This is a genomic window from Micromonospora sp. NPDC049523, assembly GCF_040676775.1.
GTDB lineage: Bacteria > Actinomycetota > Actinomycetes > Mycobacteriales > Micromonosporaceae > Micromonospora_G.
In genome coordinates this window covers 44,201-65,734 of record NZ_JBFAPP010000005.1, presented here as the reverse complement: position 1 = coordinate 65,734, position 21,534 = coordinate 44,201, and the positions used below count along the sequence as shown (strand labels likewise).

Here is a 21,534-nt window from a genome sequence, read left to right as displayed (position 1 = left end):
ACGCACCTCAGCCGGTCTGGCCGACCTGATTGACGATGGCTTGGTTCAGTACGGCTGTTGTCGTCCCCATGCCGAGGTAGGCGTAGGTCTCGGCGTGGAAGACGAGGACGAGTTCACTCGGTCCGACGCTCGTCATCGACGGCCAGGCGACCCCGACGCCCGGCCGCCCCGCGCCGTCCTGGAGGTTTTCGACCGCACGCAGACCAGGCTCCTGTGCCGCGGCTTCGTACAGCGCCGCCCGACCGCTCGATGATGGTTGCGTCGTCCTCTGCTGGGCTGATGTCGGCTGCCTCGACGTGTTCCGATCGATTCATGCAGAGCCTTCCACGACCCGGGGATCATCACCCTGTTATCCGTGGACCGTGGGAAAAAGGTTCACGCCCGCTGCGGCGGGCTCATGACTCGATGGTTTCGCGACCGGAAACCGGCCGGCGGACAGCACACTCCGGCTCGTCGCGCGGGCGGCCGGTTTGCCCGACCGCCCGCGCGAACAGAACTCAGAGCCGGCCGAGCACCGCGAACGGGTCGGAGTCCGTGCCGCTGTCGACGGCCGCGATCCGCCGACGCAGGGTGTACGTCTCACCCGGTGCGAGCATCACCTGACGCTGGCTCATCACCCAGTTGTACGCGGCATACGCGCCGAACCCACCCTCGTCGTAGAGCAGTCCGTACGTCTGACGGTCGGTGCCGGTCATGCCGATCCAGGGTGCCGTCGGCGGGTAGTCGGCCGGGTCGCTGGCCTCGATGGTCCCGTGCCCCGCGATGCCACTGCGCTGACCGGCACCATCGTGGTCGAGCGCGTCACCGACCCAAAAGGTGCTCGGTGCGGTGCCACGGTTGGTGAAGGCGCTCTCGGCCGCCACCCACGGCTCGTTCGGCCGGATCGTGTACGTCGTGACCACCGCAAGGTTCGCCACGGTGGTGCTCGCCCCGGTCGCCCGTACGGTCGCGGCCGGGCCGCTCGCCGACAGCACCTCGATCGAGTCGGTCCGTACGGTCCGCTGCTGCCAGGCGTTGCCGCCGCGCGGCTGCGCAGGTGAGGCGTACGGCAGGTTGATCCAGTCGAGCTGGTCCAGCCGGCCGACCATCGCCATGTCGAGTGGCTTGCCGACGGCAACCGGGGTGAGCTGCGAGTCGTCCGTGCCGGCGGAGACGGCCAACGCCACCAGGTCGTTGCTGAGCACGATGTCGGTGGTGGTGGCGGACGCCTGCGGGCCGGGCACCGTACGCCCCGTTCCCGCCCGGGTGGCCGCCCGGTCGAGCCGCAGGTCGAGCTTGGCCGGCGTACCCTCGACGACCGTGACCGGGCGACTCGCCGGCTCGTAGCCGACCCCGTTGACCGCGACGGTGTAGTTCCCGGGCGGCGCGAAGGCCAGCACCTCGCCCGACGGGTCGGTGGTGCTCGCCACCAGGCGGCTCCCGTCCTGACGGGTCACGATCACCTCGACGTTCGGCAGGGCCTTCCCGGTCGCCGCGTCGGTGACCTGCCCGACGATCCCGTCCCCGGCGTCGACCCGCTGCGCGCCCGGCTTGCCGTCACGGACCGCGAAGGCGGCGATCGTGTACGCCGGAGAGGCAGCGTCCCGCGCGTCGAGCACGATCCGCAGGTCAGACCGCCAACGCTTCTGATTGACGTCGCAGATGACGTAGCCCCGGTAACTTCCGTTGTAGAACTTGACGTGCGGGTTCGCCGCCAGACCCGCCCGTACGTCCGGGTCCCAGCTCGCGCCCGACGAGATCGAGGTGCCGACGAACTCGCTGGCGACGACCATGGCGCGCGGGTCGTCAAAATCGGTTTTCAGGTCGTTGACCCAGTGGGTGTGCCAGTCACCGCCGAGCACGATCGGGTTGCCGATCTGGTGCTTCACGATGTGGTTCAGGATCCGGTTCCGGGCCAGCGGGTAACCGTCCCACTGGTCCAGGTTGACGATCTTCGTCGGGCCAAGATCGTAGTCGAACTGCGCCATGATGGTCTGCTGGGCGATGACGTTCCACTGGGCAGTCGACGCGCGCAGCCCGGTGAGCAGCCAACGTTCCTGGTCGGGTCCGGTCATCGTCCGCGCCGGGTCGAAGACCTCACCGGTCGGTTCCTTACGCCCGTCACCGAGCGCCTGGTCCGATCGGTACTGCCGGGTGTCGAGCACACTGAACTGGGCCAGCTTGCCAAAATCGAACCGCCAGTACATCAGCATGTCGGCACCGTCCGGCTTGTGCATGGGCCGCAGCGGCAGATGCTCGTAGTACGCCTGGTAGCCGTTGGCCCGCCGCTCCAGGAACGGCCGCCCGTCACCGGCGTTCGGCGGAATGTCCCCGGCGTAGTTGTTCTGCACCTCGTGGTCGTCCCACGTCATGATGAACGGGAACCGGGCGTGCGCGGCCCGCAGGTCGGGCGAGGTCTTGTAGAGCGCATGCAGCCGCCGGAACTCGGTCAAACTGCCGTTGGTGGTCTCGTAGATGTAGTCGCCGAGGTGCACGACAAAATCCAGCTCCTGGGCGGCCATGTCGCGGTAGGCCGGGTAGGGGCCACCCACCCACGACTGGCAGGACGCGAAGGCAAACCGCATGTGTTCGACGTTCGCGCCAGGCTGAGGGAACGTCCTGGTACGACCGGTGCGGCTGTAGACCCCGTTGGCCTTGAACCGGTACCAGTACCACCGGTCGGGCGCCAGGTCAGAAACCAGAATGTGTACGGAGTGCGCCGACGCCGGGTCAGTCATCCGCCGACCCGACTGCACCACCCGCCGGAACTCCGGATCGGTCGCGACCTCGAAGTTCACCGCGACCGGCGCCGCCGGCATCCCACCGTCCACGGTGTTGAGCGGGTCCGCCACCAGCCTCGTCCAGAGCACCACACTGTGGTCGTCGGGCTCACCCGAGGCAACCCCGAGGGTGAACGGCGCCGGGTCCAGCTCGTCCGCGTACGCCGGGGGAAGTTGCGCGATCAGTTGGCTGACGGCGACCGCACCCGCGGTCCCTCCGGCCAGGGTCAGGAAATGTCGACGGCTGATCGGGGAAGCGTCCGACACGGGGCACACCTGCTTCGGGTAGGCACAAAGTTGTGCCAGACACCCTGTTCACCCCGCCTGCCCACCATCTGAAGCCAACATGAAGCCCGGCCGTACGCCAGGAGTCAAGATCGCCGTACGCGCATGAGCCGGGGAATACGTCGGCAGGTTGGCGTCCGCAGCCGTGCGGCTGCGCGATCTGACCGGCCGGATTCTGCCGGCAGAGTTGGTGTCCTGACCGTGAGCCGCAGGCACTCCACTGTACGTAGCCGAATTTGCTTGTCAGTATTGCGACGTCGGTCGGTGAAGGTAGGAACCGTCGAACCGGACTGTTGTTCGTGTTCTAGGCACCACAGCAGCACGGGCGTCCAACCCAAGGTGCGGCTGCACAGCAACATCTAGGCGGGCTTGCGGAAGCAAGATCTTTGCGGGAGCTAGGAGGAATCTTCACATCAGACCGGATTGCAACTACTGACTTAAGATCCAGGCACGACCTTGCTGATATGACCGAAAGGTGATAGGAGACGGCAACCATGTGAAGTACGATGTGAAGCATGGCCCCTCTGACCTGGCGACCTACCAGCCCATATGATGACGAACCACTCGAAGAGGTTCATCTCGGTACAGCACCGTTGATTCGCGCGCTAGCCCAGGTGCGACACCCCGCCCTTCGTGTCCTCGCCAACGGAGAAGAGGGCAACGAGGCTGCATTAAAGGTAGCCGCTCGCTTGGCCAAGCATTATCCCATTTTCGAAGCCGGACAGGAATCCGCGATCCTCGTAACGCCAGAAGGCGTAAAGGAAGCGAAATCCGAGTCCTCGTGGATCTGGCACCTCCGTAGCCCCGACGAACTATGGCAGGTTAGCTTTACGCGTAGTTTTATCGCCCTCGAAACAAGCCAATATCAGGGCCGAACCGACTTTCTCGCACGACTAACACAGGTCCTGACCACGTATGCAGAAGAAATTGAGCCGCCGTCATATTCCCGGGTAGGTGTTCGCTACACAAACAGAGTGAGCAAAGCTGAACACATAGGGAAGCTAGCTCAGCTAGTCAGGCCCGAGCTACTAGGTCTGGCCGGCACCCAGACGCCGAACACAGCCAGGCTCGCTCAGTCCTTCGGGCAGGCGCAGTACGTAACCGATTTGGGAGGATCGACCCTAAACTGGGGCTTGCTTCCACCTAACGGCATCTTCGATCCGACCTTGAAACCAAGCAAAGATACTTCCTGGATTCTGGATATAGATATCTTCAACGGCAAAAAGGGGCCATTCGACGCAACTTCCCTCAGTCACCTAGTCCAGGAATTAGCTACCCGTGCCTATACACACTTCCGGTGGGCTGTAACCGAGGAGTTTCTTCGCGCGTTCAAGGAGGCGTAATGACAATAGTTTCACCCTTGACGTCGGAACCAATTACAGCCTTCACCTCCGCAAGGAGCACAGGAACCTCGTCAAGCACGATCACGGGGACATCAACCAGGTGGACAAACTTTGCGGTTGCCCTTGCTCTAGCCACTAGCGCAGGCGCAACCGCGAGCACGGGAAGGCCGATCTTTGCGGAGGTCCGCGGTTACTCGGACCCGTCCGCCAACGGAGCTGTCTTTTTGGTATCAGAAGCTCCCGTTCGCGAAGAAACTCCCGATCAGCGCTCCGTCAGTCAAGCCGTTCGTGAGTTGTACAGTGAGGCCGGTCTCACCTGGGAACAGCTGGCAAGATTGTTTGGCGTTAGCAGACGAGCTGTCCATAACTGGGCGAACGGTGGCAAAATGACGGTTCGGCACATAGATATCCTTTCACAATTAACGCGCGCAGTAGCAGAACTTCCGGCTACAACGCCCACAGAACGACGAGACCTTTTGCTCGCTCCCAATTCAAACGGCCACAGTCTATACGACCAGTTTCATTCACATGCGAACGAAGGGCGCACCTCAATCAATCGTTCGCCACTCACCCCTGATCAGCTACTCGGAGTTTCTGACGAGGATGATTGACAAACTCCCGTGAATCACCCCTCCACCTCTCAAATAAACGTTGGCGGCGCGACGTCGCGACTTGATGTTCTGCGGCAGGGCGACATCGTAGAACTCTCATCAATCCCCGTGCTGTCGGAATTGGACCGATGCGAGTGGGTACCTACGCCACACGGGGTGGTTGTCCTGTCTCAAACATGCGACCTAGTTAGATTGGATCCTCCTTTCGCTACAGTTGCCCCTTTGGTCTGGCTGCCCGACGATAAAGCGAGCCCTGCACGGGAAGGCAAACAGCCGAACTTGGTTCACGTGTCAGCACGCGGGGACAACTGGTTTGCCGACCTTCGGTATACCGCATCAGTGAAGAAGGATTTGCTCGCCAACCGAGGTCCTACCCGCGGATTTACAGGGGAGGCGAACGCTAGCCATTTTAGCAAGCTAGTAGGCCGAAAGTTCTCACGCTTCGCATTCCCCGATAAAATCGTTTACTGGCTACGACCCTTGCAAGAGGTAGTTGGATCAAAGTATTCGAAGCCGAATACCGCCGAGGGTCGCTTATTCAAGAAGGTGTCAGAGTTCAGAGTCGAAGTCACTACTCCTTGGGAGCAGGTTCCCTGTGGAATTACCCTAATAACGATCTTACGTGCAGACACATTACAGCCCTACGGCCAAGACCTACCCGATCTGCCTCCGACCTTGGGCGATTGGATGCGCCCGAACGGCAACCTCCGCCCCACAGACCAGTTAGCAACGAGGCTTGATGAGGCCAGAGATGCCGTAACGAAATACTGGCTCTGGCAGGCCCTAGGTGAGTCCTGGGCAGGAAGGTGCAAGCCAAGGGATAAAGATCTTAAGAGGTTGAAGGACCATGAGCGCGAGGCAGTTATGGCGGCAGTCCTCGGTGGAGAGGTCGCTTCCGATGTAACCACCGAGCACGAATTCTCCATGCACCAATATCTCCACAGTGAAGCGCTTGACCTAAGCCACCTGTCTCCTTCCACCCCTTTGCTTAACACCGAGCAGCGGCAGCCTACGGTGAACTAATCCAGCCAGGAACGGGCCGTCCCACCTAAGCTCGAGGATCCTAACCAGAAAGTAGGTACACGCAGACAGTCGATTTGAGGACCATGGCGCGTACGTCACGCGCAGCCATATCTCATGCACTTATCACCATGACGAAAGCGTGTAGCGATTTGGTGCTGTACTTCCGCCTTCGCTTGCAGTCGCGTTAATCGACGCTCGCCCCCAAATCGTTGGTGAGCAATTGACGCTAGAGCATCCCCAGATGCCCCTGACAAGAGGAACTTGAACTGATTCCGGCACTGCAGCCTCAGTCAGCTGCAGTCTTGCATCGCTGGTGCGGCTAACAACTCCGCTACTTCTGCTCCGCGACAAACACGCCTACGCCGTGGGTGCTCTCGACCAGACCCTCGGTACGCAGCGCGTGCATCGCGTACCGGATCACGCCGTCCCCGACGTTGTGCTCGGCCTTGAGCTGGGCGGTCGACGGCAACTGGTCGCCAGGCTTCAGGGCTCCAGACCTAATCTGCTCGCGGATGTGATCAGCGAGCTTTTCCCACTTCGTTGCAGGCACGAGCACTCCTCGGTCTGCATCAACCTGAGATCACTGCCCTAGACTCAGGGCCCCTGGGCTGCCAGTCAGCCTCGCGTACCGCCGGTCACGTACGTGCCCTTGCCCTGATGACCCTCGATGAGGCCCTCGGCCTGCAGGATCAGAAGCGCGGAGCGGACGGGCTCGGCGGACACGCCGTAGTGCACGATCAGTTCGCGGAGCGGCGGCAGCTTGGCGCCAGGTGCGTACTCACCGGAGGCGATCCGGTCGCGGATGTCCTGGGCGATGCGTTGACGGTCAGAGATACGGGGCATACGGGCGGCTCCTGGTAGGCACCAAGATCCTCCCACTTCGACCGGTTCGCGGCAAGACTTCGCCTGCTTACCATGCAGAGGCTTGCACTTTGCATGGTAAGCATTGTAGCTTTTGGACGGACCTCGGCAGCGGAGCGCCTGGTAGGCAACCGGCCCCGGTTTCGGCGTCCACAAGGGCTGACGCGGCTGACCAGCACATACAACAGCCGCGTCAGCCGCCCTCACCACGACTCACGCAGAGAACACCTCTCTACCAGCGACTTTGTCGGCGTACGGCGACCCGAAGGGCGTACGGCGGCAGAGGCGGGGATGGTCTGTCCGTGCTCAGCACGCGGGCAGGCCATCCCCGGTCACCTCGTACCCGAAAGGCAGGTCTGCCCGTGCGTACGTTCCTCCGTCGCCTCTTCGCGTCCCGCTCGCGCCCACCGACCCCGACCCCCACCACCAGCACCCCACCCACACCCCGCCCCGACACCGACCCGTTCCACCGGAACTCCCGCGCCTCCACCTACCGAAGCACCGCCCAGCTCCCCCTCCGCCCGTGGCACGTACGCAACCAGCGCTTCCACCCCACCCGCCTCGGCCGCCGTGGACTCGACCCCGCCGAGGTGAACGTCTTCCTCAACCGGGTGGCCGATGACCTGCAACGGGTCTACGCCGAGCTGGCCGCGAGCCGGGACGAGAACGTACGCATCAAGACCGCTCTGCGGCAGTGGCAGTCGACGCAGGCGCCGCGTCCCCGTGACCTGGCGAGGCACCGGTGAACGGCAACCGCCGGCAGTTCACCGTCCACCTGCCGATCCGGGCCGCGAACCCGCAGACCGCGGCCGTCATCGCCCGCACGATCGGGCACACGATCGCGGCGGCGTTCCGCGCGCTCGACACCCGGGACATCACGCTCACCTCGCCGGACGAACCTGAGGTCGTACACCGGGTGTTCTGCGGTCGGGCCTTGACCACCGGGCGGCGTTGCGTGCTGCGGACCGACCACTCCGGCGACTGCAACCCCCGGGTCGCCCGATGACCGGACCACCAGCCCCGGTCGAGTGCCCGGACTGCGCCGGCACCACGTTTCTCCTGGTCAACTGCCGGTGCACCCGAGGCGGCAACCGTCTCCTGGTCGACACCACCAACCCCACAACCCATGAGGCGTACGTCGACTGCCTGCTCTGCCACGGCATCGGTACGGTCGCGGTCCCCTGCCACGACTGCCGGCAACTCGGCACCCGCCGCCCCCAGCTTGTGCTGACCGTCGTCAACCTCGACACCGGGGCGGTCGCCTCCGCGAGCGTGGTGCCCGGCAGCGTCGAGCCGGGCTTCGACCGCGACGGTCATCCCGCCCTCGACCTGGCCCCGCTCGTCCTGGACCTCGCCACCCAGGTCGGCGTCGCCTCCGTCCACGAACTGACCACCCCTGACCGGCCGTTCGAGGAGCTGACCGTCCTGCTCCCGAACGCGTGGCGACCGGACCTGCCAACCGAGCAACGACGCAGCCTCGAAGCCACCGGCCTGGCCCGCCGCTCCGGGGACCCGTGGCTCGTCCACGTCGGCCGCAGCACCCCGGCCCCGCCACCGCCCACCGTCCAGGAACGACTGGCGCACCTGGCCATGCTCGCCGGTCAGCTCTGCCTGGACCTGGTCATCGAGGCCCGCCGCCAATCGTCAGGCGAGCTGACCTGGGCGATCCGGTACGACACCCCGGCAGCGCCCGTACCCGCCGAGCAGCATCGTCGGTACGACAGCCTGACCGCCGCCCTCGATTCGACCGCCGTCACCGACGCCCTGCACGGGCTGCACGAACGTGCCCTGACCGCGCCGGCCTACCTGGTGGTACCGAACGGTCCACCGCGGCCGCCCACCGCCCTCGACCTGGATGTGGACCGGCTCGAACAACGGATTCGCGCCGGCTGTGCCGACGTTCGCACGGACAAGCCGCTGCTCGGTGCGCAGGCGATCTGGCGGGACGGCCGCTGGTGGCACACCGGGCTGCGGCAGGCCGGGAGTTGGGAGACGTACACCGCCTCGGACACCGGCCAGATCGTGCGCCGCAGTCAGACGCGGGCCGAGCGTGTCTGCGAGCCGCCGGATCCGAGCTGGCAGGGGCCGGCGGTCCCGAGCCTCGACTGCCCCAACTGCACCGGCTCGCAGTCACCGCTAGCGAGCTGCCGCACCTGCCGGGGCAGCCGCCGCATCTACCTCGGCGCGGTCGTCACGATCACCGACCTCGACAACCAGGTCCTGCACCTCAACTGGCTTGCCGACGCCGAGCGGCGGGTGCCCGCGCCGCCGGTCGCCCTGCAACCCGACGGCACGCCGGTAGTCGCGCTCCCCAGCCACTACCGGCTCGCGCACTGGGCCAACATCCTCGGCGTACGACCGGAGCACCTGACCGAGCTGGACACCCGTGCCCCCGTCGATCCGGGCAGCCGGGACGGGCTCATCCCGCTGCACCACCCCGACGATGACGCGCTCACCCGACACGTCGCCACGCTCACCGCCGGCCGCCCCGCCGCCCGCCTGCTCGTACGCACCAGCCTCCCAGCCTCGCCCCCGCTGGCCGAGCTGATCCGGCTGGTCCACGGGCTGCACCTCGCCCTGGCGGTCACCGTCGAGTTCGACCAGCCCCAGCCCGACACCTCACTGCGCGAGTACGCCGAAGCGTGGCAGGTCGACGTGCTCGGGCCCGATCAGGTTCCGCACTTCACACCCCAGCGCCCGTTTCACCCGAGCCTGGAATCGGCGGTTGCCACCTGTCGGGCGTACCTCGGAATGTCGATCTGTGCGGCCGTGCCCACCGACCCACGCCGGGCGATCCCGGTGCCGCAGTCCCCGGCGCTGTCGACCGGAACCGACGACGACCCGGAGGAGAACGTTCGCCAGCTCGGTCGTCGCCACCCCGGGCAACCGGTCGCCGCGCTCCTCACACCCAACGGGTGTCACGTCCACCTGCGGATACCCGACGGCGGCGGCACCTGAGAGGCCGGTCAGTCAGCGCTGCTGGGTTCGCGTTGCCAGACCTGGCCCTGGCGCTCGTAGATCGGGGCGAAGCCCGAGCGGACCAGGTTGTTGTAGGAGGTGACGGGCGCGTCCGCCGTCGGTTTGGCGGTGACGGCGGTGAGCCAACGGCAGCCGGCTTCGGCGGCAGCCAACGCTCGGGCGGTCACCAGAGCCGACTGGGCACCACGATTGCGGTGGGTCGGCTTGGTGATGCCCATGTTGAACGAGGCGCATTCGCCGTACACGAAGAGGGTGGCGACGGCGACCAGCTCGTTCCCGTCCCACGCGGCGAACGCACGGACCCGGGGGTTCGCGACGAACGCGGCGAGCATTTGGAGCATGTACGGGTCAGTCGACCGGAGCACGGTACCGACCAGCCTGGTCCAGTCGTCCACGTGCGCCGGCAGGACCGGGCCGACGCGCAGGTCCGACGTGGCCGGCTTGAAGTCGTCGACGGCGCAGGCGAGCTTCACCTGACGGTCACCGGGGGTGAGGCCGTACGCCGAGCAGATGCTCTCCCAGTCCGGGGGCAGGAAGTCCGGGGCGATGGTGATCTCTGTCCTGGGGCTGCCGTGCTGGCGGTGGAATTCGACGACCCGGCCGATCAACTCGTCGGTGACCGGTTCGGTGACACCGAACGCGGCCGACTTGTCCCAGAAGCCCCCGGTCGGGTCGTTGCTCATCGCGAGCACCACACCGCCGCCGATCCGGTCCACGGTGGTCCCGAGAGCCGACCGTACGGACTCCGGGGCACTGCTTCCCAGCTCGTACCCGAATTCGGCCTCGGTGAGTTCCGCGAGGGCGATCAGTTCCGGTGCTGGCATCCAGTCCCCCGTGAACGTCGGTCGTCGTACGGTCAGCCTGCGGTGGTGTTGCCTTCCGGGCGCCAGATCCAGCTCTGGTTGTCGTACATCGGGGTGAGCCCCGAGCGGATCATGTTGTTCAGCGACGGGTTCGACTCGCCCTCGGCCGGCTTACCGGTGTCGCTGAACAGCCAACGGACACCCGATTCAGCGGCGGCCTGCGCCCTGGCCGTCAGCAGAGCCGACTGTGCGCCACGGTTGCGGTGACTTTCCCGGGTCGCCCCATTGTGCAGCGAGGCGAACTCGCCGAACAGGAAGAGGCCGGCACCGGCCACCATCGTGTCCCCGTCCCAGGCCGCGAACGTGAGCATGTCCGGGCGTCCGACGGCGGCGACCAGCGACGAGTTGAACTGCTCGGGCAGGCCGAAGACCTCTTCGAGCATGCTCGCCCACTCCTCGGCGTCCTCCACCCCGACCCGGCCCACCCGCAGGTCGGTGTGGCCGGGCTTGAAGTCGTCCACGTCGCCGACGAGCTTCACCGTGGCGTCACCCGCGGTCAGCCCGTACGCGGCGCAGATGTCGTCCCAGTCCGCCGGCAGGACCTCCGGGGCGAGTTGGATCTGCGCCGACGGGCTGCCGTGCTCCCGGTGGAAGTCGACAACCTCGCCGATCAGCTTCTCGGTGACCGGTTCGGTGAAACCGAGGCCGATCGTCTTGTTCCAGCCACCGCCGGTGGGGTCGTTCCGCATCGCCAGCGCGGCACCGCCGCCGATCCGGGCGCCAGTCAGACCGAGTTCGGCTCGGCCGCGCTCGGACATGATCTCGACGTACTGGAAGTTCAGCTCGGCGGTGATGAACTCGGTGGTCCTGGTCAGGTTCTCTGACGGCACGGGGCATCCCAATGAATATTCGCGGATTCGCGAGGCTTTCGCGGAGACGCCGCAATTCAACCGGCCGGTCCCGGTTGCGGGTAGCCGCGGCGGTCGATTGTGACCTGGATCGCGGGACAAACGGGCAGTTCAGTCACGTCGGGTCAGCAGCCCGAGGGGCGGCTCACCGAACCGGACGTCGAGATTCGGGTGCCGGTGATCATGTCGCCGTTGACCCACACCTCCAACTCCCAACCCGCCGTAGCCGACGTCAGCTCGTGGTCGGGACCGAAGGACTTCGGTACGGTCCCGGAGAAGCTGGTCGAGCCGTCGCCGCTGATCGGGTAGCCGTAGATGGTGCCGTTCTGGTGGTCGACGCCCCCGTGCGGGTCGTACCCGACCGACGCGTTGTGCAGCGACCCCGAGATGGAGAAAGCCCAGCTCCCACCGCCCCGGCACACGGTGCTCACCGAAGCGGTCAGGTACGGCGTGGCCGCCGGTTTCGGCTTGGGTTGCGGTGCCGGCGCTCCCACCGGCTCGTTTCCCCCGGCCGGGGTCGTCGGCGCGGTGGTTCCCGGCCGAGCTGTCGTACGCCGTACCGCGGTCGGGCTGACCGGGGGGCGGGTGGAGGTGGCCGTGACCGGGGTCGGCGTGACGGTCGGCGCGGGTGCGTTCGGGGCGGGATCCGGCGTGCCGTCCTGCACCGGTACGTCGACGCCCTCCTCCTCCCCGGGCGCCTCGTCCAAGGCGTACGGGTCCTCGATGCCGGGCTGGTGGCCGTCGTCGGGTCCGGGACGCAGGTACCGCAGCACCCCACCGACACCGATCAGCAGGAGGATCAGCACCAACGCCCCGGAAAGCACCCGCGACGCCCAGCCGGTCCGGTACATGATCGGCGGAATCAGCCAGCGCAGTCCCGCCGGCCTCGGCACGTCCACCGCCGGATCCCGCCGATGTACGCCCGTCCAGCGGTAACGCTCCTGGAGAGCGGTCGCGGCTGCCAACGGCCGCTGCGCGGGCTGCGTTGTCGGCCACCCGTCCCCGACCTCGCCCAGCTTGTCCCCCGCCGACTCGTCGGCCGCCTGTTCTGCTGCCTGTTCTGCTGCCGGTTCTGCTGGCTCCTCGGCCGCCCGCTCGTCCTTCGGCACCTCCACGGACACACCCGCCCGCAACTCCGCCACGGGTTCACCATCTGCCGATGGCACGGGTTTGCTGTCCGCCGATGGCACGGGTTTGCTGTCCGCCAATGGCGCGACCGGCGGGGGTCCGGCGCCGGCAGGGGACTCCTCCGCGACCACGGTCGCCAGTTCCGCCACCGAGGAAAGCCCCACCGCAAGAACGGGAGGATCTGCCGCCGGCAAAGACTCCGCCCGCTCGGCCTCGGGTTGCCCGGCCTCGGGTTGTTCGGTTCGGGCGGCGATGGACTTGCGGATCGCCACCCACTGCTCGACCGCCGACTCGGAGCCGCCGCAGGCGCGTAGGAACGCGCGCAGCAGTTCCTCTCGGGGCAGGGTTCCCCGGCCGAGCACCGCAGCGAGGGTGCTGTGCGGCAGCACGTCTCCGGCTGCCTGGGCCCGGCCCTGCAACTGCCGGTACGTGAAACCCGACCATTGTCGTAACGCGCGCATAGCCCTGACGAACGTCGCCGCGGACGCTGTCGCCTCCGGTGGCCCCGGCAGGGCGTCACCTTTCTCGGGCGCACCACTATCGTGCGTCGACACGATTACCTCACCCCCGTGATGGTCCCGCTCGACTGCCGTTCGTACGGTCAGGGAGCGGCTTCGATGCCACGCAACAGTTCACCCTGCCGGGTCACCGCTGTAAAGGACCGATCGGCCGACGCCGGCCGGCTGGACCGTTGGCACCGCCGGCAGTTTCACCGCGCTTCGATGACAAAAACCTGGTGTTTACCGCCATCGCAGCGGGTCTGGATCAGTTGCACGCCCACGTCGCCGCTGCCTTTGTAAACCCCGATGCAGTAACTGCTGCCGGCCACGGCACGTATCCGGTGACCGGCCGCCGGGGTGCTGACCGGTTCCAGGGTGAACTGCTGGTCCTTGCGGCTCGCGCCGCAGTTGGCCCCGGCGAGCAGCAGGCCGTCCCCGGCCGCTCCTTCGTCCACTGTGGCGCAGCCGGTGCCGTGGGTCGGGTGGTCGAGTTTGATCCGGTAGACGCTTCCGCTGACCTGTTCGAGAATCGTCGGCGGTCCCGCCGATCCGCAGTTCTGCTGCCCGAGCACGGTCCGCCCGGACGACTTGTACAGCTCGGGCCCCTCGCCGACGCAGAGTCCGGTGTGCGCCGGGCGGATCCGGTAGACGCCAGCAAACGTACCGGCGTTGCCGTTGGCAGCGGCACCAGTGGCGGTGGCGGGTTTCGGGGTGGTGGGCTTCGGGGCGGGCGGTTTGGCCGGCGGCTGGGCCGGTACGCCACCCGGGGCCGGAGTCGGCGTGCCTCCGGTGGTCGGGGCCGGGGGCGTGACGGTTCCGGCGCCGTCGTCGAGGGCGTCACCGGTCTCGGCGGGCCCGTTCTCCTCGGGTGCCTCGGCCAGGGTCGACGGGCTCGCTCCGGGGTCGTCGCCGCGTACCTCGCGGATGATCCGTACCGTCACCGCCGCGGCGACGAACACGAGGACGACCACGAGTCCGGCGGAGAGGACACGGGTCGCCCAACCCGTCCGGTACATGATCGGCGGCACCAGCCAGCGCAGCCCGGCCGGGCGCGGCACCTCCACCGCGGGGTCGTAGCGGTGCGTGCCGACCCACTCGTCCTTCTTCCGCCGCGCGACCGTCGAGGCCAACGCTCCCGTGGCGAAGGACGGCACGGCTGGTTCGACCTCGGCCCGTTCCCGCACCGGCTCGTCCGGCGGGGCGACGTCCTGCACCGCCTCCCCCGGTGACGGCACGTCGTCCGCCGCCGGCTCTTCCACCGGTACGGCCACAGCCCGCACGACCTCCACCGGTACGGCCACAGGCCCAACCTCAACCGGTACGGCCGCAGCCTCCACGGGCTCGGCCACGGCGGTGCGGGGCGGCGGTTCATCCGTACCCGGGTCCGATGTCAGCTCGTCGGCGGCCGGCGCCGCCAAGCCGGCGGCGATCCGCTTGCGTACGGTGAGCCAGCCGGCGGCGGTCGCCTCGTCCTGGCCGCAGGCGCGGACGAAACCGGTCACCAGTTCCTCGCGCGGCAACGTGTTGCGGCTGAGTGCGGCGGCGACCGTGCTGTGCGGGAGCAGTTCGTCGACGGCCGCCGCCCGGCGCTGGAGCTGCCGGTAGGTCAGGCCCGACCACTCCTTCAACGCCCGCATGGCGGCGACGAACTCACCCGGAGAGGTGGCGCCGTACGGATCCGGAGCCCGCATCACGTCGCTCGCCGGGTTCACCTCCCGACTGTCGATCCCCCGCATAACCGCCTCTTTTCCCCGTACCTGCCGGCCGTTTGCCTCCGCACAGGTTAGGGTCGCCGCTCCATTGTGGCTAGCCGAGTCGGTCAAAGGCATTGCTCGATCGCGCAATGGTGTGATCAGGGGTGGCTGCCGGCGGGTCGGCCGTGGAATAGTGCGCCGCCATCGGTGGACAAACGATTCCGCGTACGTGCGGGGGATGGTTAGCGAAACGGAGCCGGCGACGCGTTCTCCTTGGCGAAGAAGCGTCAGGGGGTGCCGACGACCAGCAGCCCGCCGAGCGACGTGGCCGCCAGCATGACCGTGCCGACCGCTCCCGTCGCCAGGGCCCGTCCACTGCTGCGGGTGACCGTACGCAGGTCGACCGAGGTGCCGACGGCGAACATCGCCGCGGCCAGCAGCAGACCGGCGGCCGTCGACACCGAGGAGACCACCTGGTGCGGCAGCAGGCCGGTGGAACGCAGCGCCATCGCCGCCAGGAAGCCGACCACGAACCAGGGCAGCACGGGTGGCCCGGAGCGGTGCCCCTCGGCCGTCGGCGTCGCGGTACGACGACCGATCGCGACCAGCGCCACCAGCGGGGCGAGCAGTACGACGCGGCAGAGCTTCACCACGACCGCGGTGGCGAGCGCGGCGGCACCGATCGCACCGCCGACCGCGACGACCTGGCCGACCTCGTGGATGCTGGCACCGGCCCAGAGGCCGATCATCGTGTGGTCCAGGCCGAACAGCAGGCCGAGGGCGGGAATGAGCAGCATGCAGAGCGTGCCCAGGACGGTGACAACGCCGATCGCGGTGACCACGTCCTCCTCCTCGCCGTCGGCGACCTCGTTCATGCCGAGCACCGCGGACGCACCGCAGATCGACACACCGGTGGCGACCAGCAGCGACGTGGCGGGGCGCAGGCCGAGTCGGCGTCCGACCCACCTGGTGGTGAGCCAGGCCGCCGCGACGCTGACCACCACCACGCCGATCGGGCCGAAGCCGAGGTCGACGATGTCGGAGGCGACGAGTTGCAGGCCGAGCAGGACGATTCCCGCCCGGAGGAGCCCCTTGGCGGCGAAGGTCAGTCCGGGGCGCATCCACTCCCGGTAGCCGCCGAGGCTGCGTACGAGTACGCCGAGCAGGATCGCCACGATCATCGGGCTGACCGGGGTGGCGAGTTGGTTCACGCCGTACCCGATCGACGCGACGGCGGCGGCGAGGGCGAGACCGGGCAGGGTGGCGGTCGGTACGGGCGGGGTCGGGGCTGGTGCCTGCCCGCTGACTCGTACCCGTTCCGCTACCGCCACCCTGTCACCCCCCGATACCGGTCCCACCGGCCCAGCCTGCGCGGACAGCTCCGTCGGCAGTAGTCCTCGATCACGATCGACGTCATAGCCTGGGGCTATGAGTGGTCTTCCGGATCTCGAAACGCTGCGGCTCCTGGTCGACGTCGCCGAACTCGGCAGCATCGGCCAGGCGGCGCGGGCGGCCGGCATCGCCCAGCCGTCGGCGACCAAGCGGCTCGCCGCCCTGGAACGTTGGGCCGGGGTGCCGCTGCTGCTGCGCACCCACCGGGGATCACCGCTCACCGACGACGGCAGGGTGGTGGTCGGCTGGGCCGTACGGCTGCTCGGTGCGGCGGACGAGTTCCAGCACAGCCTCGTCGCGCTGCGGGAGGCGCGGGCCGCCCAGCTGCGGGTGGCGGCGAGCATGACGGTTGCCGAGGCGCTGCTGCCCCGGTGGCTGCACCACCTGCGGTTGACGTACCCCGACATCCGGGTCGGGCTGACGGTGATCAACTCGACCGAGGTGGCCCGGTTGGTCCTCGCCGACGAGGGCATCGACGTCGGTTTCGTGGAGGGACCGACGGTGCCGGAGGGGCTGGACAGCCTGATCGTCGGGCACGACCAGCTCATCGTGGTGGTGGCGCCGGGGCATCCGTGGGCGCGACGCCGCCGGCCGCTGGAGCCGGCCGAGCTGGCCGGGACCCGGTTGGTGGTCCGCGAGGTCGGTTCCGGCACCCGGGAAACCCTGGAACTGGCGCTGGCCGACCTTCACCCGCTCCCGCCCGAGTTGGCCCTCGGTTCCAACGCCGCGGTCAAGGGCGCCGCCATGGCCGGCACCGCCCCGGCGGTGCTCAGCCGGAACGCGGTGGAGATGGAACTGTCCGCGAAACTGCTGGTCGAGGTGCCGGTACGGGACCTGCGGCTGGCCCGTACGCTGCGCGCGGTCTGGCCGCGCGGACGGCGACTCACCGGCTCGGCCACGGCGCTGCTCCAGGCGATCGACCGGGCCGCGCGGACGCCCCCGCCCGAGCATCGTCGCGCCGACTGAACCGGCCGGGCCCGACCGGCTGTCGGCCCGACCCATAAGCCAGGCTTTGACCCGGCCAAGAAATCGCGATTGGTACGCAGACCGCCCGGTCCGCACACTGACCCTTGGGCGTCCGAGTCATCGCAACTCGGGCCGGAAGGGGGCCGAAGATGTCAGCGGAGCAGCTCAGCAAGCTGGTCGACAGCGTACGGGTCGCCGCCAGCCGGGTCTGTCCACCAGAGGAGACCGCCGCCCTGGTCAGCGCCGCCCTGCAGGCTCACCTGCCGAGCCGGGACATCCTCACCCCGGAGCAGTTGGCCGGCGACCCGGACGGCTACGTGCAGCACGTACTGCACGTCGAGCCGGACGGCCTCTTCTCCGTCGTCGCCCTCGTCTGGCGCCCCGGGCAGGTCACCCCGATCCACGACCACCTCTGTTGGTGCGTGGTCGGCGTGGTCGACGGGGTCGAGTCCGAGGTCCGCTACGAGGTCACCGAGCGTGAGGGGAATGTGTTCCTGTCCCGCGCGGAGGTGACGGAGAACCCGACCGGCAGCGTCTGCGGCATCGCCCCGCCCGGAGACATCCACGAGGTACGCAACGCCGGCACCGCCACCGCCGTCTCGATCCACATCTACGGTGCGGACATCTCCCGCGTCGGCAGCAGCATCCGCCGCCGCTACCACCTTCCGGTCCTGGTCGGTTAGCCGTCCCGTCCGGCCGTTCCTGAACCGGGCCGGGTGTCCCGTTTCGGCCGGTGCGGGCGTCGGGGTCGTCACAGCCCGTGATCGGACCAGCGGGGAGGTCGATAAGCAGTGGTTATGCTTCCGCCGTGATCGACCTGCGCCAGCTTGTGATGTTCCGCCAGGTGGTGGAGAGCGGCTCGTTCTCCGCCGCCGCCCGCGCCATGCACTGCACCCAACCCGCGGTGAGCCAGCAGATCAAGGCGCTGGAACGTACCGTCGGCGGGCCGCTGTTCGCCCGGGTCGGACGTACGCTGCGGCTGACCGAGGCGGGCACCACGCTGGCCCGGCATGCCGTCGAGATCCTGGACAACATGGCCGTCGCCCAGCAGCAGGTCAGGGCGGTCGCCACCCTCGAAACCGGCACCGTACGGGTCTGCGCCTTCCCCAGCGCCAACGCGACCCTGGTGCCGTACGCCGCCGCCGCGCTCAAGGAACGCCACCCGCAGGTACGGCTGGAGCTGCTGGAGGCCGAGCCACCCGAGTCGTACCAGGTGCTCCGGCGGGCCGAGTGTGACGTGGTGGTCGCCTTCACGTACGAGTCCGACCTGGCACGTCCGGCGGAAACCGGTCCGGCCGAGGCCGGCATGCTGGAGGTGCCCCTGCTGGTCGACTCGCTGGTGCTGCTGGTGCCGAGCGGGCACCGGCTCGCCGAGCGGCGGTCCGTGCAGCTCTCCGACCTGGCCGAGGAGACCTGGATCGCCGGGTGTCCCCGGTGCCGGAGCAGCTTCGTCGACGCCTGCGCCGGCAGCGGCTTCATACCCAGCATCGCCTGCGCCACCGACGACAACCTGGCGTTGCAGGGCCTGGTCGCGGCGGGACTCGGCGTCGCCCTGCTGCCGAGCCTCGTGCTCGCCTTCCTCCAGCACCCCGACGTCGTGGCGGTACGGGTCGAACCGGTGCTGCGGCGTACGGTTTCGGCCTACACCTGGCCCGACCTGGCAAGAACGAGCGCCATCACCGCGATGCTGGAGTCGCTGCGTTCCGCCGCCAACTCGATCGGCCCCACCGCCTTCGCGACCGCCCCCTGACCCAAGCGCTCGGGTAGGGGCGGGACCAGCCCGCTCAGCGGCCGAGGGTGGGACCGGTGAGGCTGTTGGTGCCCTTGCCGGCGAGGCAGCGAAACGTACGCTCGCCGGGGGCGAGTTCGGCGCCGTTCGGTGGCAGCACCTGGAGCTGCCAACCTCCGGTGCTGCCCAACTGGGTGGCGAGCCGGAAGGTGTTGGCGTTGCAGATCTTCTGCACGGTCGAGTCGCGCCAGATCGCCTGGTGGTCCGCGGCGTCGACCTCGGCCGGCAGGTCACCCACCGCGTACGCCTCCCAGGTGTGCCGGCCGCCGCAGGCAACCGGGGTGGCGGAGGCCTCGGTGCCGTCGATCCGCATCGGGCCGAAGCACTCCAGTTCGTCGGTGCAGCGACCGCCGCCGGGCAGCGGGGCCCCGCAACCGGGCAGCGCCCCACCAGCCGGCAGGTTGGCCGTGGACCCGGTCGGTGGCGCGGGCGGGTCGGTCGTACGGACATCGCTGCTCGCCGACATCGGCGGGTCGGAGCGGGCCACGTACCAGGATCCGGTGGCGGCGGCGACCATCAGCGCGAGTACGCCGAACCCGCCGAAGAACCAGCGCAGCCGGCGGCGGCGCGGGTTGGTCCGTACGGTCGGGTGGTCGTCGTCGTAGCGGGCGGCGGACGGCGGACGCGGCGCGGGTGGGCCGTCGGGATGGCCGCGCTGACCGGAGCCGGCCGGGGTACGGGCGCCCGGGATCGTGACGCCGCCGCTGTCGTGCGGGTGCGGTGCGGTCGGGCCGGTGAAACCGCTGCCGAACGCGGGCGACCCGGATGCGGGTGACCCGAAGCCGGGCGGGCCGGAGGTCGGTGGACCGTAGCTGGGCGGGCCGGAGACCGGTGAGCCGGTGTCGGGCGGGCGCGGGGCCGGGGTGCCGGTGGTCGGGGACGCCGGGAACGGGGACGAGGGGTACGGGGAACCGGAGATCGGCGCACCGGAGGTCGGGATGCCGGAGACCGGTGCGCCGGAGATCGGCGCGATCGGGCCGAGCGGCAGCGCGGCGAGCAGGTCCCGGAACTGTTCGGCGGACGGCCGGGCCTGCGGATCGTTGGCCATGCCGAAGCGGAGCACCTCGACCAGCTCGGGCGGGATGCCGGGCAGGTCGGGGATGGGTTCGCTGAACAGTTCCATCAGCGTGATCAGGCTCGGGTTGCGGTCGGCCCGCCAGCGCGGCGGCTTGCCGTGCATGACCGCGTAGAGGGTGGCCGAGAGCGCGTAGACGTCGACCGCCGGGGAGGGCGGGCTGTGCCGGAACATCTCCGGCGGCGCGTACGCCGGGGTGAGCACCTCCAGGGTGACCGACGAGTCCCGGACCTCGGCCAGTACGGCCAGCCCGAAGTCGGCGAGCACCGCCGGGTTGAAGTGCGAGTGCAGGATGTTGGCCGGCTTCACGTCGCGGTGCAGCACACCCATCGCGTGCGAGTGGGCCAGCGCGTCGGCGATCTTCACCCCGAGGTCGCGGGCCTCGGCGGCGCCGAGCGGCGAGGTACGCATCCGTTCGGCGTACGAGCCGTCGCAGAGTTCCATGATCAGATACGGGTGCTGGTCGGCGGTGACCCCGGCGTCGAAGAGGTCGACGACGTGCGGGTGCGAGGACATCCGCCCGGCGGCGCGGGCCTCGCGGAGGAACCGGCGCTGGTCGCGTTCGCTACCGAGGGTGCGGTTCTCGACCTTGACGGCGACCTCGCGCCCGACCGATCCCTGCGTGGCGCGGTAGACGGTGGCGTATCCACCCCGGGCAAACACGTGCAAATCCGTCAGACCGGGCACCACTGGTTTCGGTAGCGCGCCTGGCGGGGTGTTGGTCACGGTAACGAAAATACCGAAGAGGGCGGACGCGTCAGCGGCCCGCATCGGTCGACGACCGGACAACACCGGTCGCCGGGGAGGTCAGAGGCACACTCGACCGCCGCGAATCAATCCAGAGGCCGACCCCCGTGGCCACCGCACCCAGCCCTTCCCAGGCGGCCACGCCGAAGAACTTTCCGGGCGCGGAGTCGGTCAGCACCAGGATGGTGAAGACGCTGAACGTGACCAACCGGAAAAACACCGTGAAACGGAAGAACGCTCGCCATTCAGTGTGCACCGCGACCAGGTAGTAGACCCCCATGTTCACCGCCGCCATGGACGACGCAGCGATGTACGTACGGGTGTAGTCACCACTCGCCCGGTCGGCCGCGTCGATCACCTCGAAGCCCAGCAGACGCAGCAGCGCCTCCGGCCGGATCAGCCCGACCAACCCCAGCACCAGGGCGAGTACGCCGAAGACGGCGATCGTCCAGCCCGCAGCCGAACGCGGCAGCTTCATCCGTTCCTCCAGACACCCGGCGTACGCAGACGGCCCGACCCGCGCACCCGACCCGACAGCCGGACGCGCGGAGCTGTGCCGCGGACGTCCGGTGTGGACCGTGGAAGATCTACGCTAGCGGCTGTGCGGCCGACCCGGACTCGGCCAGACCGGCAGAGTCGGCCAAACCGGCAGCACGCGCCAGACCGGCGGA

The 21,534-nt window shown here is 68.5% G+C and carries 18 protein-coding genes; 7 read left to right on the top strand and 11 right to left on the bottom strand.

The genetic code is table 11. From position 1 onward, the window contains the following. Positions 1-7 precede the first annotated feature (7 nt). Complete coding sequence (locus tag AB0J90_RS09055) at positions 8-136, bottom strand: hypothetical protein (protein ID WP_363593788.1); 129 nt, start codon at positions 134-136, stop codon at positions 8-10. 361 nt (positions 137-497) lie between these two features. Then, positions 498-3,026, bottom strand: a complete 2,529-nt coding sequence (locus AB0J90_RS09050; RefSeq protein ID WP_363593786.1) for an alkaline phosphatase D family protein — start codon at positions 3,024-3,026, stop codon at positions 498-500. 533 nt (positions 3,027-3,559) lie between these two features. Here AB0J90_RS09050 and AB0J90_RS09045 point away from each other — a divergent pair. Further along, on the top strand, positions 3,560-4,387 hold the full coding sequence (locus AB0J90_RS09045) for a TIGR04255 family protein (protein ID WP_363593784.1): 828 nt from the start codon (positions 3,560-3,562) through the stop codon (positions 4,385-4,387). Between the two features lie 1,965 nt (positions 4,388-6,352). On the opposite strand, the gene AB0J90_RS09040 is transcribed toward AB0J90_RS09045, so the two are convergent. Together AB0J90_RS09040 and AB0J90_RS09035 are read right to left on the bottom strand one after the other, a co-directional pair. Next, positions 6,353-6,577 carry a winged helix-turn-helix domain-containing protein gene (locus AB0J90_RS09040; protein WP_363593782.1) on the bottom strand — a complete coding sequence of 75 codons (225 nt, stop codon included), beginning with the start codon at positions 6,575-6,577 and terminating at the stop codon, positions 6,353-6,355. A 59-nt stretch (positions 6,578-6,636) separates the two neighbouring features. Further along, the gene (locus AB0J90_RS09035) at positions 6,637-6,864 is read right to left on the bottom strand and encodes a winged helix-turn-helix domain-containing protein (RefSeq protein WP_363593780.1); all 228 of its coding nucleotides are present in this window, start codon (positions 6,862-6,864) and stop codon (positions 6,637-6,639) included. A gap of 380 nt (positions 6,865-7,244) precedes the next feature. On the opposite strand from AB0J90_RS09035, the gene AB0J90_RS09030 reads away from it, so the two are divergent. The 3 genes from AB0J90_RS09030 to AB0J90_RS09020 are packed head-to-tail and all read left to right on the top strand — an operon-like array spanning position 7,245 to position 9,840. Next, the gene (locus AB0J90_RS09030) at positions 7,245-7,628 is read left to right on the top strand and encodes a DivIVA domain-containing protein (protein ID WP_363593778.1); all 384 of its coding nucleotides are present in this window, start codon (positions 7,245-7,247) and stop codon (positions 7,626-7,628) included. Beyond that, positions 7,625-7,888, top strand: coding sequence for a hypothetical protein (locus tag AB0J90_RS09025; RefSeq protein ID WP_363593776.1), 264 nt, complete (start codon positions 7,625-7,627; stop codon positions 7,886-7,888). The genes AB0J90_RS09030 and AB0J90_RS09025 overlap by 4 nt, the downstream gene beginning before the upstream one ends. Continuing rightward, on the top strand, positions 7,885-9,840 hold the full coding sequence (locus tag AB0J90_RS09020; protein WP_363593774.1) for a hypothetical protein: 1,956 nt from the start codon (positions 7,885-7,887) through the stop codon (positions 9,838-9,840). Before AB0J90_RS09025 ends, AB0J90_RS09020 begins: the two co-directional genes overlap by 4 nt. Positions 9,841-9,848: 8 nt before the next feature. Here the strand turns inward: AB0J90_RS09020 and AB0J90_RS09015 are convergent, their stop codons facing one another. The 5 genes from AB0J90_RS09015 to AB0J90_RS08995 all read right to left on the bottom strand — a co-directional run bounded on the left by AB0J90_RS09015 (position 9,849) and on the right by AB0J90_RS08995 (position 16,225). Then, positions 9,849-10,685 (bottom strand): GNAT family N-acetyltransferase, encoded by an 837-nt coding sequence (locus tag AB0J90_RS09015; RefSeq protein WP_363593772.1) that lies wholly within the window; start codon positions 10,683-10,685, stop codon positions 9,849-9,851. Between the two features lie 32 nt (positions 10,686-10,717). Continuing rightward, the gene (locus tag AB0J90_RS09010) at positions 10,718-11,554 is read right to left on the bottom strand and encodes a GNAT family N-acetyltransferase (RefSeq protein ID WP_363593770.1); all 837 of its coding nucleotides are present in this window, start codon (positions 11,552-11,554) and stop codon (positions 10,718-10,720) included. Between the two features lie 143 nt (positions 11,555-11,697). Beyond that, the gene (locus AB0J90_RS09005) at positions 11,698-13,161 is read right to left on the bottom strand and encodes a hypothetical protein (protein WP_363593768.1); all 1,464 of its coding nucleotides are present in this window, start codon (positions 13,159-13,161) and stop codon (positions 11,698-11,700) included. Between the two features lie 248 nt (positions 13,162-13,409). Further along, positions 13,410-14,936, bottom strand: coding sequence for an RICIN domain-containing protein (locus tag AB0J90_RS09000; RefSeq protein ID WP_363593766.1), 1,527 nt, complete (start codon positions 14,934-14,936; stop codon positions 13,410-13,412). A gap of 245 nt (positions 14,937-15,181) precedes the next feature. Continuing rightward, positions 15,182-16,225 carry a putative sulfate exporter family transporter gene (locus AB0J90_RS08995; RefSeq protein ID WP_363593764.1) on the bottom strand — a complete coding sequence of 348 codons (1,044 nt, stop codon included), beginning with the start codon at positions 16,223-16,225 and terminating at the stop codon, positions 15,182-15,184. Positions 16,226-16,322: 97 nt separating this feature from the next. Between AB0J90_RS08995 and AB0J90_RS08990 the strand changes: the two genes are divergently transcribed. The 3 genes from AB0J90_RS08990 to AB0J90_RS08980 all read left to right on the top strand — a co-directional run bounded on the left by AB0J90_RS08990 (position 16,323) and on the right by AB0J90_RS08980 (position 19,002). Then, on the top strand, positions 16,323-17,252 hold the full coding sequence (locus AB0J90_RS08990) for a LysR family transcriptional regulator (protein ID WP_363593762.1): 930 nt from the start codon (positions 16,323-16,325) through the stop codon (positions 17,250-17,252). A gap of 149 nt (positions 17,253-17,401) precedes the next feature. Further along, the gene (locus AB0J90_RS08985; RefSeq protein ID WP_363593760.1) at positions 17,402-17,935 is read left to right on the top strand and encodes a cysteine dioxygenase family protein; all 534 of its coding nucleotides are present in this window, start codon (positions 17,402-17,404) and stop codon (positions 17,933-17,935) included. 125 nt (positions 17,936-18,060) lie between these two features. Next, the gene (locus tag AB0J90_RS08980) at positions 18,061-19,002 is read left to right on the top strand and encodes a LysR family transcriptional regulator (RefSeq protein WP_363593758.1); all 942 of its coding nucleotides are present in this window, start codon (positions 18,061-18,063) and stop codon (positions 19,000-19,002) included. Between the two features lie 34 nt (positions 19,003-19,036). Here AB0J90_RS08980 and AB0J90_RS08975 read toward each other — a convergent pair whose 3' ends face one another. Beyond that, positions 19,037-20,803 (bottom strand): protein kinase, encoded by a 1,767-nt coding sequence (locus AB0J90_RS08975; protein WP_363594347.1) that lies wholly within the window; start codon positions 20,801-20,803, stop codon positions 19,037-19,039. A 70-nt stretch (positions 20,804-20,873) separates the two neighbouring features. Next, the gene (locus AB0J90_RS08970; RefSeq protein WP_363593756.1) at positions 20,874-21,341 is read right to left on the bottom strand and encodes a hypothetical protein; all 468 of its coding nucleotides are present in this window, start codon (positions 21,339-21,341) and stop codon (positions 20,874-20,876) included. Positions 21,342-21,534 lie beyond the last annotated feature (193 nt).